General features: G+C 31.8%; 13 protein-coding genes, 2 tRNA genes and 1 pseudogene. 2 read left to right on the forward strand and 14 right to left on the reverse strand.

The features are described 5' to 3' along the window. Nucleotides 1-61 precede the first annotated feature (61 nt). The 13 genes from rpoC to bvRMA01_RS01955 form a co-directional block, all read right to left on the reverse strand. Entirely contained in the window at nt 62-4195 is a 4134-nt protein-coding gene (gene rpoC, locus bvRMA01_RS01895) for a DNA-directed RNA polymerase subunit beta' (protein ID WP_247031789.1), read from the reverse strand. 14 nt (nt 4196-4209) lie between these two features. Beyond that, nucleotides 4210-7677 carry a DNA-directed RNA polymerase subunit beta gene (rpoB, locus tag bvRMA01_RS01900; RefSeq protein WP_247031791.1) on the reverse strand — a complete coding sequence of 1156 codons (3468 nt, stop codon included), beginning with the start codon at nt 7675-7677 and terminating at the stop codon, nt 4210-4212. Nucleotides 7678-7762: 85 nt separating this feature from the next. Further along, on the reverse strand, nt 7763-8134 hold the full coding sequence (rplL, locus tag bvRMA01_RS01905) for a 50S ribosomal protein L7/L12 (protein WP_247031793.1): 372 nt from the start codon (nt 8132-8134) through the stop codon (nt 7763-7765). 76 nt (nt 8135-8210) lie between these two features. Next, nucleotides 8211-8708, reverse strand: coding sequence for a 50S ribosomal protein L10 (rplJ, locus tag bvRMA01_RS01910; RefSeq protein WP_247031795.1), 498 nt, complete (start codon nt 8706-8708; stop codon nt 8211-8213). A 10-nt stretch (nt 8709-8718) separates the two neighbouring features. Then, the gene (gene rplA / locus bvRMA01_RS01915; protein ID WP_247031797.1) at nt 8719-9393 is read right to left on the reverse strand and encodes a 50S ribosomal protein L1; all 675 of its coding nucleotides are present in this window, start codon (nt 9391-9393) and stop codon (nt 8719-8721) included. Further along, nucleotides 9393-9827 carry a 50S ribosomal protein L11 gene (gene rplK / locus bvRMA01_RS01920; RefSeq protein WP_247031799.1) on the reverse strand — a complete coding sequence of 145 codons (435 nt, stop codon included), beginning with the start codon at nt 9825-9827 and terminating at the stop codon, nt 9393-9395. Before rplK ends, rplA begins: the two co-directional genes overlap by 1 nt. Before the next feature lie 53 nt (nt 9828-9880). Then, nucleotides 9881-10435, reverse strand: a complete 555-nt coding sequence (nusG, locus tag bvRMA01_RS01925) for a transcription termination/antitermination protein NusG (RefSeq protein WP_011772343.1) — start codon at nt 10433-10435, stop codon at nt 9881-9883. 9 nt (nt 10436-10444) lie between these two features. Then, the gene (gene secE, locus bvRMA01_RS01930; RefSeq protein WP_011772344.1) at nt 10445-10615 is read right to left on the reverse strand and encodes a preprotein translocase subunit SecE; all 171 of its coding nucleotides are present in this window, start codon (nt 10613-10615) and stop codon (nt 10445-10447) included. Between the two features lie 30 nt (nt 10616-10645). Then, nucleotides 10646-10717 (reverse strand) — tRNA-Trp (locus bvRMA01_RS01935). A 10-nt stretch (nt 10718-10727) separates the two neighbouring features. After that, entirely contained in the window at nt 10728-10907 is a 180-nt protein-coding gene (rpmG, locus tag bvRMA01_RS01940; RefSeq protein WP_011772345.1) for a 50S ribosomal protein L33, read from the reverse strand. Between the two features lie 22 nt (nt 10908-10929). After that, nucleotides 10930-11002: transfer RNA gene (locus tag bvRMA01_RS01945), tRNA-Thr, on the reverse strand. 86 nt (nt 11003-11088) lie between these two features. Beyond that, nucleotides 11089-11940, reverse strand: a complete 852-nt coding sequence (locus bvRMA01_RS01950) for a hypothetical protein (RefSeq protein WP_247031801.1) — start codon at nt 11938-11940, stop codon at nt 11089-11091. A gap of 11 nt (nt 11941-11951) precedes the next feature. Continuing rightward, a complete protein-coding gene (locus tag bvRMA01_RS01955; protein ID WP_247031803.1) occupies nt 11952-12974 on the reverse strand; it encodes a tetratricopeptide repeat protein in 1023 nt (340 codons plus the stop codon). Nucleotides 12975-13049: 75 nt separating this feature from the next. Between bvRMA01_RS01955 and bvRMA01_RS01960 the strand changes: the two genes are divergently transcribed. Together bvRMA01_RS01960 and bvRMA01_RS01965 are read left to right on the forward strand one after the other, a co-directional pair. Beyond that, entirely contained in the window at nt 13050-14357 is a 1308-nt protein-coding gene (locus bvRMA01_RS01960) for a hypothetical protein (RefSeq protein WP_247031804.1), read from the forward strand. Between the two features lie 12 nt (nt 14358-14369). Then, complete coding sequence (locus bvRMA01_RS01965; protein WP_247031806.1) at nt 14370-15026, forward strand: ankyrin repeat domain-containing protein; 657 nt, start codon at nt 14370-14372, stop codon at nt 15024-15026. Nucleotides 15027-15037: 11 nt separating this feature from the next. On the opposite strand, the pseudogene bvRMA01_RS06250 reads toward bvRMA01_RS01965, so the two are convergent. After that, nucleotides 15038-16565, reverse strand: a pseudogene (locus bvRMA01_RS06250) (hypothetical protein). Between the last annotated feature and the right edge of the window lie 27 nt (nt 16566-16592).

The following is a 16592-nucleotide window of genomic DNA, read 5'->3' on the forward strand; positions in this document are numbered from 1 at the left end:
TATGCTCCCTTTTTCCTAATTTTACCAATAAATGGTATCAAATATACAATTTATTTTCAAGCTACATTTCAGAGCTTGAATTTTCCCTCACCTTAACTCTTTTATATAAATTCATACCTGTTCCGGTAGGAATTAAATGTCCAATCACAACATTTTCTTTAAGACCTTTAAGATCATCGACACTACCTGCAATTGAAGCATCTGTTAACACTTTAGTTGTTTCTTGGAAAGAAGCAGCTGAAATAAATGAATCGATATTAAGAGATGCCTTTGTTATCCCAATAAGGATTGGACTAGCTACTGCAGGCTCACCACCCTGTTCAATTACCCTTTTATTTTGCTCATAAAAAGTATGCTTATCCACCTTTTGATTATAAACAAAATTAGTATCACCTACAGACACAATCTTAACTTTCTTCATCATCTGTTTAATGATCACACCAATATGCTTATCATTAATACTTACACCCTGCTTCCTATAAACATCCTGAATTTCTGCTAATAAAAATTCTTGCAAACTAATTCCACCAAGGATTTCAAGAACATCATGAGGATTAATTCTTCCATCACAAAGCATATCTCCAGCCTTAACAACGTCTCCATCCCTAACTAAAAGATGTTTTCCAGCAGGAATATAATGCTTATGCTCAACTCCATACTCATCTAAAACATTAATGAGTCTTTTACCTTTTTGAATCGCTTTAAACTGAACAACTCCACTTACCTTAGCCATCTCAGTCAAATTCTTTGGAATTCTTGTCTCAAACAAATCATTAACCCTAGGAAGACCACCAGTAATATCTTGAGTTTTTTCAGAACCTTTGGAAAGTTTAGCAATGATATCCCCTATATCAATGTCTTGTCCATCCTCAACTTGCAGATAAGCATCTCCAGGAAGAACATAAGATGCAATCTCAATTCCTCTATCATTAATAATTAAAATCCTAGGATCAAGAGACTCAAAAACTTGATCCGTAATTCTCTTTTCAATATTTCCTGTTTCAAGGTTTATTTCTTCTTTAAGAGTTGTTCCTAAAATAATATCTTTAAATTTAACTTTTCCCCTAACTTCAGCAATAATTGGTTCCGCAAATGGATCAAATGTTCCAATTACACGCCCAGCCTCAACATAATCACCCACATTTACCTCAAGTTTCGTACCAGTCTTGAGAGATATCTCTTGCTCTTCAGAGACAATCATCAGCTTGTTATCTTTAATTCTAACATAACCAATATGAGATGATAATACATCAATACCATCCTTGCTTGTAAACAAAGGCATTCCCTTAATTACCTTTTGAGAATCTAATACCTTAAAATCTTTAATATCCTTAATATCTTCTTCATAAATAACATTTATTACTCTTAAAGTTCCTTTTCTTGTAAAAAGCAATCCACCATCAACTTGCACATTAAATCCCTCTAGTCCATTAAGAATAAAAGAGTTCTTAAGCGCAATCTTATCATCTTCACTACCAGCCTGTGCAACTCCCCCAATGTGAAAAGTTCTCATGGTAAGCTGTGTTCCTGGCTGACCTATTGACTGAGCTGCTATTATCCCAACAGCTTCTCCAATATTAACAGGCTTATTATTTGAAAAGTCACGTCCATAACATTTTTGACAAACTCCATGCTCAGCTTCGCAGGTCAAAACAGATCTAATTACAAGCTTGTCAATACCAACGGTTTCCAATAACTTTATCTTATCCTCTGTAATTTCTTCATTTACATCTAAAATAATCTCGCCCGTAATAGGACTTTTTATTCTCTCAATTGAATAACTACCAACAGCTTTTTCTCTTAAAGGCTCAACTATTTCTTCACCATTCTTTAAAGCCTCAACTTTTATACCATTAATAGTTCCACAATCTTCTATTCTAACAACAACATCCTGAGCAATATCTACCAATCTTCGCGTTAAATATCCGGCATCCGCTGTCTTAAGAGCTGTATCTGCAAGTCCCTTTCTTGCACCATTTGTAGAGATAAAGAACTCTATAACAGAAAGCCCTTCTTTAAAATTAGAAATAATTGGAAGTTCAATAATATCTCCAGAGGTTTTAGCCATCAATCCTCTCATTCCCGCAAGCTGTCTTATCTGATTTCTACTTCCACGAGCACCAGAATCAGCCATCATATAAATCACATTAAATCCATCTCTATCTTTTTTAAGAATTTCCATCATCTTATTGGTAAGCTCTTCATTTGTCTTTGACCAAACAGAAACAACATTGTTGTATCTCTCTTCTCCAGTAATAACACCTTTAGTATAATCATTCTGAATTTTTGCAATTTCTCTATTAGCCTTATCCACATATACTTTCTTCTCTTCAGGCACAATAATATCGCTCATACTTATTGTACATCCAAATTTAGTAGCATATTTAAACCCAAGCTCCTTAATAATATCCAACATTTCAATTACAATAGAGGAACCATACACAACATAAACTTCAGAAATCAAATTCTGTAACTCATAATCACTAAGGGTTTTATTTACAAATGAAATTTTATCTGGTAAAGCCTCATTAAATACAACACATCCCGCCGTAGTTTCTATATACTCACCATCAACCTTTACATAAATCCGTGCATTATAGTCTAGACTTTTATTATTAATCGCAAGAAGAACATGATTGAAATTAGAGAACTTACGCCCTTCTCCCACTACATTTTTCCTCTCCATGGTTAAGTAATAAAGACCTAATACAATATCTTGAGATGGAAATACAATAGGATGTCCGTTTGCAGGATTTAACAAATTATTAGTTGACAACATCAAAGCCCAACTTTCAGCCTGTGCTGCAGGTGTTAAAGGAACATGTACAGCCATCTGATCACCATCAAAATCAGCATTATATGCATGACAAACAAGAGGATGTAATTTAATTGCCTTCCCTTCAACTAACACTGGTTCAAAAGCTTGTATTCCCAGCCTGTGAAGTGTTGGGGCCCGGTTTAAAAGCACAGGATGCTCTTTAATAACATTGTCTAAAATCTGCCATACTTCATCTACTTCTTGTTCAATTAGACTCTTTGCTCGCTTTATATTAAATACGGATTCACTCTCAATCAATTTTCTAATTACAAATGGCTTAAAAAGCTCAAGCGCCATCTTTGCAGGAATACCACATTGATGTAGCTTAAGTTCAGGTCCCACAACAATTACAGAACGACCTGAATAATCAACCCTCTTTCCAAGAAGGTTTTGCCTAAATCTACCTTGTTTACCCTTTAGTGCATCAGAGAGAGATTTAAGAGGTCTATTGGATGTACCCTTCACAACCTTTCTCTTATGAGAATTATCAAAAAGAGAATCAACTGATTCCTGTAACATTCTTTTTTCATTTCTGACAATAATCTCAGGGGCATTAAGAAGCAAAAGTTTTCTTAACCTATTATTTCTATTTATTACTCTTCTATAGAGATCATTGAGATCAGAAGTGGCAAATCTTCCACCATCAAGCTGAACCATTGGTCTAATTTCTGGAGGAATAACAGGAAGAACATCCATAATCATCCATTCTGGCTTATTTCCAGAAACTTTAAAATTTTCAATGATCTCAAGACGTCTTAAAAGTTTTTTATCTGTCTTATCATCTTTATCAATCATCTGAAGTCTAAGCTTAGATGAAAGTTCATCAAGATCAAGGTTCTCAAGTAAAGTTTTAATGGCCTCAGCACCCATTGAAGCACTAAAAGACATCCCATATCTCTCTTTTGCTTCAGAGTATTCATCTTCATTTAAAAGTTGCATCTTTTTAAGATCAGTATCACCTGGCTCAATTACGATATACTTTTCATAATAAAGAATAGAGTTTAAATTAGAAGCCGTAATATCAAGTAAAAGACCAATTCTAGAAGGAATATATTTATAATACCAGATATGAGCAACAGGAGCTGAGAGTTCAATATGCCCCATTCTCTCACGCCTAACTTTAAAATGAGTCACCTCAACATTACAACGATCACAAATAATACCCTTATACCTTATTGACTTAAACTTTCCACAATAACATTCCCATTCTTTAGTAGTTCCAAAAATTCTCTCGCAAAAAAGACCATCTTTCTCAGGTCTCAAAGTTCTATAGTTAATAGTTTCAGATTTTTTAACCTCTCCATAAGACCAACTCCTAATTTGATCAGGAGATGCTATCTTTATTCTTATCTTTTCAAAATCTTTTATCTCTTTCATAAAACCCTCAAAACCTAAGTTTTATTAATTAATTCCTCTTCCTTTTCTGTTAAAGGAATTTGATTGCCATTATCATCATAAATTGATAAATCAAAACCAAGACCTCTTAGTTCTTGCATCAAAACATTAAAAGATTCAGGAATTCCAGATACATTGGTAGGAATACCTTTAACAATATTCTCATATATTTTAACTCTACCTGACATATCATCTGATTTCACTGTTAAGAGCTCTTGAAGAGTATAAGCAGCTCCATAAGCTTCAAGTGCCCAAACTTCCATCTCTCCAAGTCTTTGACCACCAAATTGTGCCTTTCCTCCAAGAGGTTGTTGAGACACAAGTGAATAAGGACCTGTAGATCTTGCATGCATCTTATCGTCAACAAGGTGATGCAGCTTAAGCATATATATAATTCCAACCATTACCTCATTTTCAAATGGTTCCCCTGTATATCCATCATATAAAATTGCTTTTGATGTTTCATTAAATCCGGCTTTTTTCAACTTTTCTTGAATACATTCATTTGTAGCAGATTCAAACACAGGAACATTATAATATTCACTAAGATATTTACCAGCAAGACCAAGCTGAGATTCCATCAATTGCCCAATATTCATACGAGAGGGTACTCCTAAAGGATTTAGACATATATCAAGAGGGGTTCCATCTGCAAGATATGGCATATCTTCAACAGGAAGGATCTTTGCAACTACACCCTTATTTCCATGTCTTCCTGCCATTTTATCACCCTCTTTAAGTCTCCTTTTCTTGGCAACATAAACCTTTAATATTTCGTCAACACCAGGTGGAAGATTACCAACATCATTCTTAGTAATTCTTTGAACATCAATTACAGTACCCTCAGTACCATGTGGTACTTTGAGTGAATTATTCTTAACATCTTTAGCCTTTTCACCAAAAATAGATGTCAAAAGTTTAAATTCAGGAGTAATATCTCCCTCTGATTTTGGTGTAACCTTACCAATTAAGATATCACCCGGCTTTACATAAGTACCTATCCGTACAATTCCATTTTCATCAAGTTTATTTAATATCTTTCCACTAACATTGGGAATATCAGCTGTAACTTTCTCAGGTCCAAGCTTAGTCTCCCTTACCTCAATACTAAATTCTTTAATATGAATTGAAGTGTAAAGGTCTTCCTTTACAATTCTCTCCGAGATTAATATAGCATCTTCATAATTGAATCCATTCCAAGGGATAAAACCAACCAACAAATTGTTCCCAAGGGCCAGTTCTCCATATCTAGTAGCAGGACCATCAGCTATTATTTCACCCTTATTAACTACTTGGCCTTCCTTAATTAAAACTGAATGGTTAAAAGAAGTGTCCTGATTTGTCCTTTCATATTTTGCAAGTTCATATTCATCTAAATCATGCTCATCATCAGCATTATCAGGTCTGATAATTATTCTTTTGCTCGTTGCCAATACAACTGTACCTGATCTTTTTGCCTTAATAACAACACCAGAATCCTTTGCGACTATTCGCTCCATACCAGTACCAACAATAGGGGGTTGTGGAAATAACAAAGGAACTGCCTGACGTTGCATATTTGAACCCATAAGGGCACGGTTTGCATCATTATGTTCAAGAAAAGGTATTAATGCCGAAGAAACAGAAATTAACTGTCTAGGTGAAACATCCATATAATCAATATTCTTAGGAATCATTGTAGTATAATCACCAGAAACTCTAACGGAAATTAAATCATCAATATAATTACTCTCAGCATTAACAGCAGCATTTGCCTGAGCAATACATTTTTTCTCTTCATCAATTGCAGACAAATACTCGATCTCATCAGTAACCTTGCCATTAATTACTTTTCTATAAGGGGTTTCTAGGAACCCATAATCATTCACCTTTGCATACGTAGCTAAAGAAACAATAAGACCAATATTTGGTCCCTCAGGAGTTTCAATAGGACACATTCTACCATAATGGGTATAATGCACATCCCTTACTTCAAAACCTGCACGATCTCTTGAGAGTCCTCCGGGTCCTAAAGCATTAAGACGCCTTTTATGCGTCAATTCAGCTAAAGGATTAACCTGATCCATAAATTGTGAAAGCTGACTAGTTGCAAAAAATTCTTTAACAGCAGAAACAATAGGCTTAACACTTATTAATTCTTGGGGTTTAAGATTAAACACTTCTTTATTAGACATTCTATCTTTTGCAATTTTCTCTACCCTTGACATTGCGCCTTTATATATATTTGTAAGCAATTCACCAACAGAACGAACTCTTCTATTTCCAAGATGATCAATATCATCAAGAACATCATGACCATCATATATTCTTAAAAGATGAGATATCGTATTTACTATATCTGTCATAGTAAGAACTGAGGTCGTTAAGTCATTAAGACCAAACTTCTTAGAAAGCTTATATCGTCCCACATGACCAAGATCATATCTCTTCTCTGAAAAAAACACAGTTCTTAAATCATTCTCAGCATTATCAATGGATATTGGCTCTCCAGGTAAAAGCACACTATAAACCGCAAGCATCACAGCTTCCCTTGAAAGCTCCTTAAATCCATCCTTTAAAGAAAAATAAGCATCTTCCTTCTCGAAACAGTTCAAAATAACATCAGAACTGATAAAATGTTTCCCAGGAACACTATCATATCCATCAAAATCAATAAGGTCTATTTCTTTTACCCCATTTTGCAAGAAATCTTCAATATCTTGCAAAGTTATTTTATCACCTGCACGATAAGTCATATTTTCTTTTATGGTAATGTTTACTGCTAAATATTGCCCTGTAATTTCTCTTTTAGTATCTTCATTTACTTCAATTTTTTTAATCTTATAAAAAGTTTCAATTATCTTTTCTCTAGTATCAAGACCTAAAGCTCTTAAGAAAAGAGTAACAAGTATTCTTTTTTTTCTGTCTATCTTAACATAAAGGTAATCTTTTTTTGAATCAATCTCAAATTCCAACCAAGAACCACGATAAGGAATAATACGAGCATAATATAAGTCTTTTTCCTTGTAAAAAACAACCCCAGGAGATCTATGAATCTGCGACACAATTACTCTCTCAGCACCATTAACAATAAAAGTTCCTCTATCAGTCATTAAAGGAATAGTCCCCATATAGACATCTTTTTGTCTTATCTCTCCTGTTGTTAGAAACTGCAAATTTAATCTTATTTTTAAAACCGCCTCATAACTTTGGCCCTTTCTTTTGCATTCCTTTTCAGTAAAACTAAGAGAATCATATTCAACATAGTATTTCTCATATTCAAGCGCAACTTCACCATTGCTACTTTTCATAGGAAAAACATCCCTAAAAACAGATTCAAGGCCTTCATTAAGCAAAGGTTTATTATTCTTTAATCTATCAAGCTGCAAAAATTTTTCATAAGAATTCAATTGTATTTCTATTAGGTTAGGTAAGTCTAAGATTTCTTCGGCTTTTCCTTGTCCTAGATGAACCCTTTTTATCATTAAAAGACTCCTTTTTTAAGACACAATAAACCACATGCCACTAAAATGACATGTGGAATAACAAATCTGGCATATTTTTAATGTTTTATTTAATTTCAACTTTTGCACCAACTGTTTCTAGTTTTTTCTTTATATCCTCAGCATCTGCTTTTGAAACACCTTCCTTAACTGCCTTAGGTGCAGCTTCAACTAAAGCTTTAGCCTCTCCAAGTCCAAGTCCAGTAACAGCTCTTACTTCTTTAATAACGTTTATTTTACTATCTCCAAAAGACATAAGCATTACATCAAATTCAGTTTGTTCTTCAGCATCAACTGAAGCAGGCCCAGATCCAGCAGCAACAGCAACTGCAGCAGCAGTAACTCCAAATTTTTCCTCAATAGCTGTTATAAGCTCAACGACTTCAGATGTCTTGGCTTCCTCAAGCCATGTTAAAATATCTTCTTTACTTAGTGCCATATTAACTTAACTCCTTTCATTTACATTATTTCAAACAGTGATAGCATGCACCGTATTAAGACTAACACTGTTCTGATTAAACTTTAACATCTTTAACATCAGACAAAGCCTTTAAAGTTCTTGCAAGTTTTGAAATTGGTGCTTTAAGCACACTCATAAACAAAGAAATAGATTCCTTTTTAGTAGGAAGTTTACTATACGCATTAAGTTTAGCTTCATCATAAACCTCTCCTAAAACAAAACCTCCCTTAACTTTTAAAGAGCTAGTTTTAACAAACTCATAAAAAATTTTTGCAATCACATTAGCCTCATCAACAGCGGTAACAACAGCTGTTGGTCCTAAAAGATAAGAATCAAGACCTTCCATATGTTTATCTTTTAGAACTCGCTTCATTATATTATTTTTTACAACCTTTAATTCACCCTTCTCATTTTCAACTCTATTTCTCAACTCAGTAAGCGTTGCTACTGTTAAACCCCTGTAATCTAGAAAAAAAACACTATCCTTACCATCTAAAAACTCTTTCAACAAATTAAACATTTCAACCTTTTTAGGATTTATCTTTGCATGCATAATTCAACTCCTAAACAAAATCAATCTTCACAGAAGGTCCCATGGTAGATGACATATACACACTATCCACAAAAGTACCTTTTAAATCGCTTGGGCGTCTTTTAAGTAATTCCTTAATAAATTCATCATAATTTTCCTTCACCTTATTGTTATCCATAGAAGACTTACCAACAGAAAAATTGATAACACCATTTTTATTTGCCCTAAACTCTGTACGTCCCTTCTTAAGACTAGCTATTGTACCCTTTAAATCATTTGTAATCGTTTGTGTCTTAGGATTTGGCATTAAACCTCTCTTACCTAATATAGGACCAAGCTTCCCCACATCTTTCATCATATCAGGTGTTGCAACAACAACATCAAAATCACTAAAACCACCTTTAACCTTATTAATAAGATCATCATCTCCAACATAAGCAGCACCAGCTTCCCTTGCTTCCTCAGCTTTATCACCCTTTGCAAAAACAAGTATTCGCTTTTCTCTCATAAACTGATTTGGCAAAACAACTGTATCTCTAACTGTATGATTCTTCTTTAAATTGAGATTAACAGATACATCTATAGTTTCATCAAATTTAACAAATTTGATCTCTTTTAATAAAGAGATTGCATCATCTATGCTGTAAGATTTAAGCTTATCTACCTTAGATAAAGCCTGAATATATTTTTTTCCACTCTTAGCCATTATTTTTCCACCTCAACACCCATAGAACGAGCACTTCCTGCAATGATTTTAAATGCAGCAAGTTCAGTTTTTGCATTTAAATCAGGCATTTTAACCCTTGCAATTTCCATTACTTTTTCTTTTGATATAGTTCCAACCTTTTCTGTATTTGATTTTTTAGAACCTGTCTCTATACCAACAGCCTTCTTAATCAAAACTGAAGCCGGAGGAGTTTTTACAATAAATGAAAAACTCTTATCAGCATAAACAGTAATAATAACAGGAACGATAATTCCTGGCTCCATTTTTGCTGTTCTCTCATTAAATTCCTTAACAAACTGAGGCCCACTAATACCATGAGGTCCAAGGGCTTGACCTATTTTAGCTCCTGGAGCAGCTTGAGCAGCTGGAACTTGAAGCTTAACCCAAGCAATTTCTCTTTTTTTCTTAGACATAAATAACTCCTTATGGTAATAACGCCTTTAAGCTCCCATTAATATACCAATTATTAAACTTTCTCTATATGCTGAAAATCAACCTCAACAGGAGTTGATCTCCCAAAAATTTGAACTGCAACCTTCAATTTCTTTTTTTCATAGTCGATAGATCCAATAACACCCTCAAAAGAATCAAAAGGACCTCCTTTAATTCTAACTCTCTCACCTTCTTCAAAATCATAAAGTATAAAAATAGATTTATCTGCCTTAATCTCGCCAGCAAGCATAAAAACACTCTTAACTTCCTCATCACTAATTGGAAAAGGTTTTTGCTCTTTATTAGTACCAACAAAATTGACAACACCGGGTATCTTAATAATATTAGCTACAGTGCTTTTCCACTCCTGTTCAGGCAAATCTAACTCAATGAGAATATAACCCGGCCAAATTCTTCTCTCCCGTATCCGCTTTTTCCCGTTTTTTATCTCTTCTACCCTTTCAATAGGGGCCTTAACATCTAAAACATTACTACCAAAAACGCCCTCACTGATCAAAAGTTTTATCTCTTGTTCTACCTTTCTCTCATACTGAGAAAAAGTCTGTAACACATACCAGGCCCTGGACATAATCTTTCCTTAAAATACATAAGTTATAGCAAGATACATGATATAATCTACTATACCTAAAAAAATAGAAATAAAAACAACCAACCAAAAAACCTGTTTTCCGCTGCCTATTACTTCACCATACTTAGGCCATGTTATTTTTTTAAGTTCCAAAACACTCTCTTTAACAAATTTAAACATTTAAAAGCCTCTCTTTAACAATACAGACAACAGGCCAGGAGGGACTCGAACCCCCAACATGCGGTTTTGGAGACCGCCGTTCTGCCCTTGAACTACTGACCTATCACTTTAATTATTTTATTTTACCTTCTTTATGAAGAGTATGCTTCCTGAGAATTGGACAATACTTCATTAATTCTAATTTTTCTTGTTTATTACGCCTATTCTTAGTAGTCGTATAATTTCTAATTCCTGTTTCCTCACATACTAAAGCTATAAGCTCAACAGCACCTTTACCTTTCTTCTTGCCCATAATAATACTCCTGACTACAAAAAGCCCTCAATCGGATTTGAACCGACGACCGCCACCTTACCATGGTGGTGCTCTACCACCTGAGCTATAAGGGCATTACTTCCCTTTATAATAAACTCTTATATCATGTTAATTTATTATCTTAAAAAAGACAAGCCCCCCAAACTATATTTTCAGACTCTTATTTAATAATAACAAGCTTACCCTCTCTTAAAAGATTAACATTATTTTTATTTGAAAATATCTTATTAATAGAATACTTATCAAGTATGATATCTGAATGATTTTTACCATAAACTCCTTTAGCAATTAACCTTAAAGGATAATTTCCAACTCTATCTTTATTCTTATAAGAGATGTCATTCGTATATTCAAACATCCCCCACTTCCTAAGTGCATCTGGCTCAACCATTTTCTTATCAAAATAAAGCTTAATATCTTCATCATAAATCCTAATAAAAAAAGCATCCGTTAATTTTACAACGCCACCTGAGGAAAATTGATAATCATCACCCGCATAAATAATGATTCCAGTATAAACAAACTGATCAACACTTGTATCCATCAATGGATAAAAAGCCATATAAGGCGTACTATGAGCTATAAACAAGTTCACAAAATCAGGAAAAAGACAAAGCTCATACCTAACAGTTATGCTTTTCAAATCTTCTGAATATTTCGTATATCCTCTCTTTAAAATGCTATCAAGTCCTGAAAAATAAAGTATTAAATGGGGATCAGAATCAAAATAATCCTTAAAAGTATTATCAGAATCAATTATCATTTCAAAAAGAGACTGTCTTATTAAAGTATCCTTAAAATCATTAACACTAAACACTAATCTAGACGTAGAATCAAGCCCAACTCTGCCAAATTTATCCTCATCTACCGGTTTAATAATATCAAAATAAATGATCTTTGTATCCCAATCAATCGTTCTCTTTATGCTAGACTTAGATAAAGAATCATTTACAATAGAGACATTAGAATAAAATAAAAATAAAAAACTCAAAAGTCTACTTAGTAAATTCACATTAAAACTCCCTACTTTTTCCCCAGATAAACACCTATCCAAGCCCAACCATTATTAATTTCTGGATCTTTTGGATAAGAAATTTTTTTAAAGACAAAATACCATTCCCAAATGTGCTCCCAACCACTAGACCCAAGATAAGATATATCATCACTAGAATCAGCCTCAAAACTACTTGCAAACTGTATCCCATTCCTTCGCCTACTTCCAAGCTTAATCATCGTTGTTAAAAAACTGTTTGTATTAATTGAATTGCTTTTACCACCCCTTTGATCCCAACTTTGAATAAAAAAATTATGCTTATCCCTTATACTCAATAATTTTGTGGTATTCCCAGAAAAAATATATCTTTTAACATCTTGAATCAAGTCATTTAAATTTCTATAAATTATAAAATCTGGATTATTATAATAATTAACCTTAGTAATCACACCAGAATAGTCTATTGAATCTATTCTTAAGTCTGACCTTGGAATTGAAAGCAATTTATTATAATAAAAATACGCCTCATCATAATTTTGAATACTCTCTAAACTTAAAGCAAGATTGTAATAATAATTACCCCTATCTGAATTAGTAAGACTTTCTGCATGATCATCAAGCAATAGCTTATAATAACGTATTTTGTGTCCAGCTTCAATATTTAAATTGATAACTCTTTTTGCAATATCTAATTTTACAGAGCTATTTTCATAAATGTAATCATCAAAATTATCAACAACATATCTATAATAGGTAAAAGCCACTAAGTCTTCCTTAATGGAAGAATATATATTACCCATCAAATAAAAATATAAAGGATAATATTCTCTACTCTCATAATGAGCAATTTCTTGATTTACAGACCTTAAAGCATCTTGATAATCTTTATTGCGCATATGAATGTCGACTATCCTATCAACAATAAGAAATCTATCTAAACCTTTTTTACTTGACTCTTCTAAAAGACTTACGAGACTTTGAATTTCGCTCTGCTTAATCTTACAACAGCTAAAAACCAGCATTAGTCCAAACACTTGAATTAATAACTTCATTATTTTTATTATATAATAAAGGTCATGTATAACAAAACATACCTTAGGGTCAATAAAAACTATCAGGATTTTAACATGAATAAAAAATTAATTTATATCTTATTGCTAATATTATTTCTATCTTGTTTTAATAAAAACAACAAATATGGTGTTGTCCTAGACTCAAAAAATAGAGAAAAATTGCCAAATGGATCACTTGTCAAAATAGAAGATGCTAATCAAGAGAAAAAAACAGTAACAATAAACTATAATGGAATAAAATTTATCATACATAAATTTACGATAGAAGAGTTTCAAACAAAAAAAGAAGCAGAAAATTTCAAGCTAAGTATTCAACCATACGTAAACAAATATGCCATAAGTAAAAAAGATCTCTTACCTTTAAGAACATCTCCAGACAGTTATAGAGAAAACATAATATATAGAATTTCGAAAGAATCTATATTGAAAATCATACACATTGGGAAAGACACAGAAGCAGGCTCACTTAAAGGAAAATGGCTATACGTTTTAACAAAAGATGGACACAAAGGTTATGTTTTTGATTATGCACTTGAGGTTTTCGATAATATTACAGGTACAATACTCACAAACCCACTAGATCAAGTCTCACAGAATGACATAATCAATACATTTAATAATATTAAATACTTAAGACCACTTTATTATGAAAAAATGATCGCCTATAACACTTATAACACTAACTTACTAAGAGAAGAGTATGGGTTGTTTTTTACTCCCAAAAATGAAATAATAATCAATATACCCGAATTAAGCTTACATTTTAAATTCGATATCGTTGAGGAAGTAAAACCTAATGGGTTTTTATTTAGATCTAAAACTTCAGAGGAAGATTTTATTCTCTTAACAAAAGAAACTCAAAATTACTACAAGTCAATCATAAAAGTTAAAGAACATAATTTTGAGTCAAAATTCGTTATTATTGAACAAAATGTCGAAAAAATTATCCTTGAATCAAAAAAACAAAATCAAAATCTAATAAATAGATTAATAGCTTATGGAACATTAATAAATACACAATACGGAAATATTGAATTTAAGAGCGATCAAACTTTCATTTGGAAAGTAGACAAAAAAATTTATAATTTTCCAAGTTCTGGAACATTTGAAATAATAGGGCTTAGTCCAAATTTACAAATTTCATATAAAAAAGCTATCAAATTAATGACTAAGGAAAGAGAAAAATATTTTTGTCTACTAGACTATACAGACAATGCCTTACAACTCATATTTATATCTCCTAAAAATGTTAAAGACGATTTAATAATAATTGATGACAAGGATAAAATTGCAGTTATACTGTTTAATAATGCTCAGTCTAATCAAGAGATAATTAAACAACAATCTCAGAAAACTATTTAAAGGTAAAAGTCAATGAAAATAATATTCATACTACTATTAACACAATTTATTACATTCTTAAATGCAAATGAAAACACAAAAATAATAAAAGAATTATCAAAAACAATTTACAATCTTAGCAATAAAGAATATGAAATAGATAAAGCAAAGCTAGACAGTTTTATAGAGTCAATAGATCTAAATAATACCAATATTTTAAAAGAGTTACAAAAAATAAAAAATGATTTTCTAATCACATCTGTATACTTCCAAAATATAAAGGGTACTTTAATAGCCCTAAACCTCTCAGCAGAAATAAATTTTCAATACAAAATATCTCCGCTATCAATTTCAATAATCAATAATGATTTTCAGACTACCAAAACATTAATAGACTACGGAATTAAAATCAACCAAATAGACGAAACAGAATATCCATCAATATTTTGGGCAATATACCTAAACAATGAAAAAATATTTAATCTTTTAAAAGAAAAAGGAGCCGACTTAAGCCTTGCTCTCAAAAATGGAAAAACACCTATACAAGCTGCAATAGAAATTGAAAATATTAATTTAATTGAGCTACTACTTAAAAAAAATGCTTATATTAAAGATAAATACAAAAAAGAAATTAAGAATTTAAAAAATAAAAATATAAAAGATATTCTAAAAAAGTACAAAATAATATAAAATGATTAATATTAACTTGACATTTTAATATTTTTATCTTTATCAAAAAACTCCTTATATACAAAAGATTTCTTACTAAACTCCTCCTTTAAATCTTTATAAAAAAGAGCATTGCAACACATTATTCCGCGAACCATCTTCTCAATTTTTTGAATTACTTTGCTTTCTTTATCTAACCAAAGAAAATAGTCATCTAAAAAGAAATTTTTAACATTACTTTTCTTAATAAATTTAAAATAGTATTCATAATACTGACTGGTTATCCCTGTTTTCATCCACCTAAAAGATGCTTGATCTTTTACAAGTTTCCAAAAAAAATCTCCAATACCTAAAATGATAGCTTTTCTTAAATCTTTAGCATACATAGGTATTAATACTTTACCTTGTCCCTTAGCTCGATTTTTGATATCAACAGGCTCCAACAAATTCCCCTCTCACCATAAGATGATATTAATATAAAATAAGAAACAATCCTTAATAAATCTCCTTTATAATTTTTATAAAAAATTCTAGGCTGAATATTTTCAATTTCTCTAACAAGCTGAATGACTCTTTTTCTACTACCAAAAAACTGGGAATCTGCAATCACATTATTTTAATAATATTGAAAAGCGATTACCCTTAGGTCCAATAGTGAGCTTATTAACCTCCATTAAAGAGCCAATCTCTTCAACTGCAATAGCAAAAGAATTAGGCATATCAATTCCTTGAATTTTATCTTTAATTTCAATAAACTCCTTATTTGCCTTCTCAATCTGAGACATTAAAGATACAATCTCCTTGTTAGCTTTTACAAACTTATCAATGTAGTAAGAAGCAAAATTTAAAGGTTTTAAAATATCATCAGAATAAATTTTGCTTACTGTACATTCATCTATAAATATTTCATCATTAAATGACGTTTCAACAAATAAAAATTTAAACATACTCTCTTGATTAGCAATAGCTTCAACCATTACCTTATCACTTTTATTAAGCGTACTCTTTGCAAAATCAATATTGGCCAAAAACCTTTCTCGCTTATTAAACAATATCCTCTTCATGTCGCAATCTTTAATGCGTTCCATCGATTCATCAGTCGCAATCTTTCTTAATTTCAATTCATTAACGCCATAAATCCATTCATCAAAATAGATAAATGGTTAATTATAATTATTGTCCCAAATGATCCTGGAAATTAAAGACTTAAGTTTACTGCCAAGAGCATTTGGAAGAAGTTGGAAGAAGTGCAGCAAATTTCAATAAAACTTTCTGTTCAATTGTCAAATTCAAAATATTTTCGGCTATTGATTTTAAAAATCTCCAATAAATATTAATTATTTGTCTATATTTGGCAATCTTGTCACCTTCTTACACTGACTGTGAACTTAAATAATCTAACAATGCTTTATGAAGCCTAAAACCAATATCCTTATCACTTGAAATAAAATTTTTATAATAATCATCCGTAAAGAAATTTTTATCATTTTCTTCTAATGAATTAATTTCTGGTAACTTTAAATTCAAATCTGTATTGACTAATTCAGGATACTTATACAAGAACTTTCCTCTCTAAAATCGGACTTA

It is taken from the genome of Borrelia venezuelensis (assembly GCF_023035835.1).
Classification (GTDB): domain Bacteria; phylum Spirochaetota; class Spirochaetia; order Borreliales; family Borreliaceae; genus Borrelia; species Borrelia turicatae.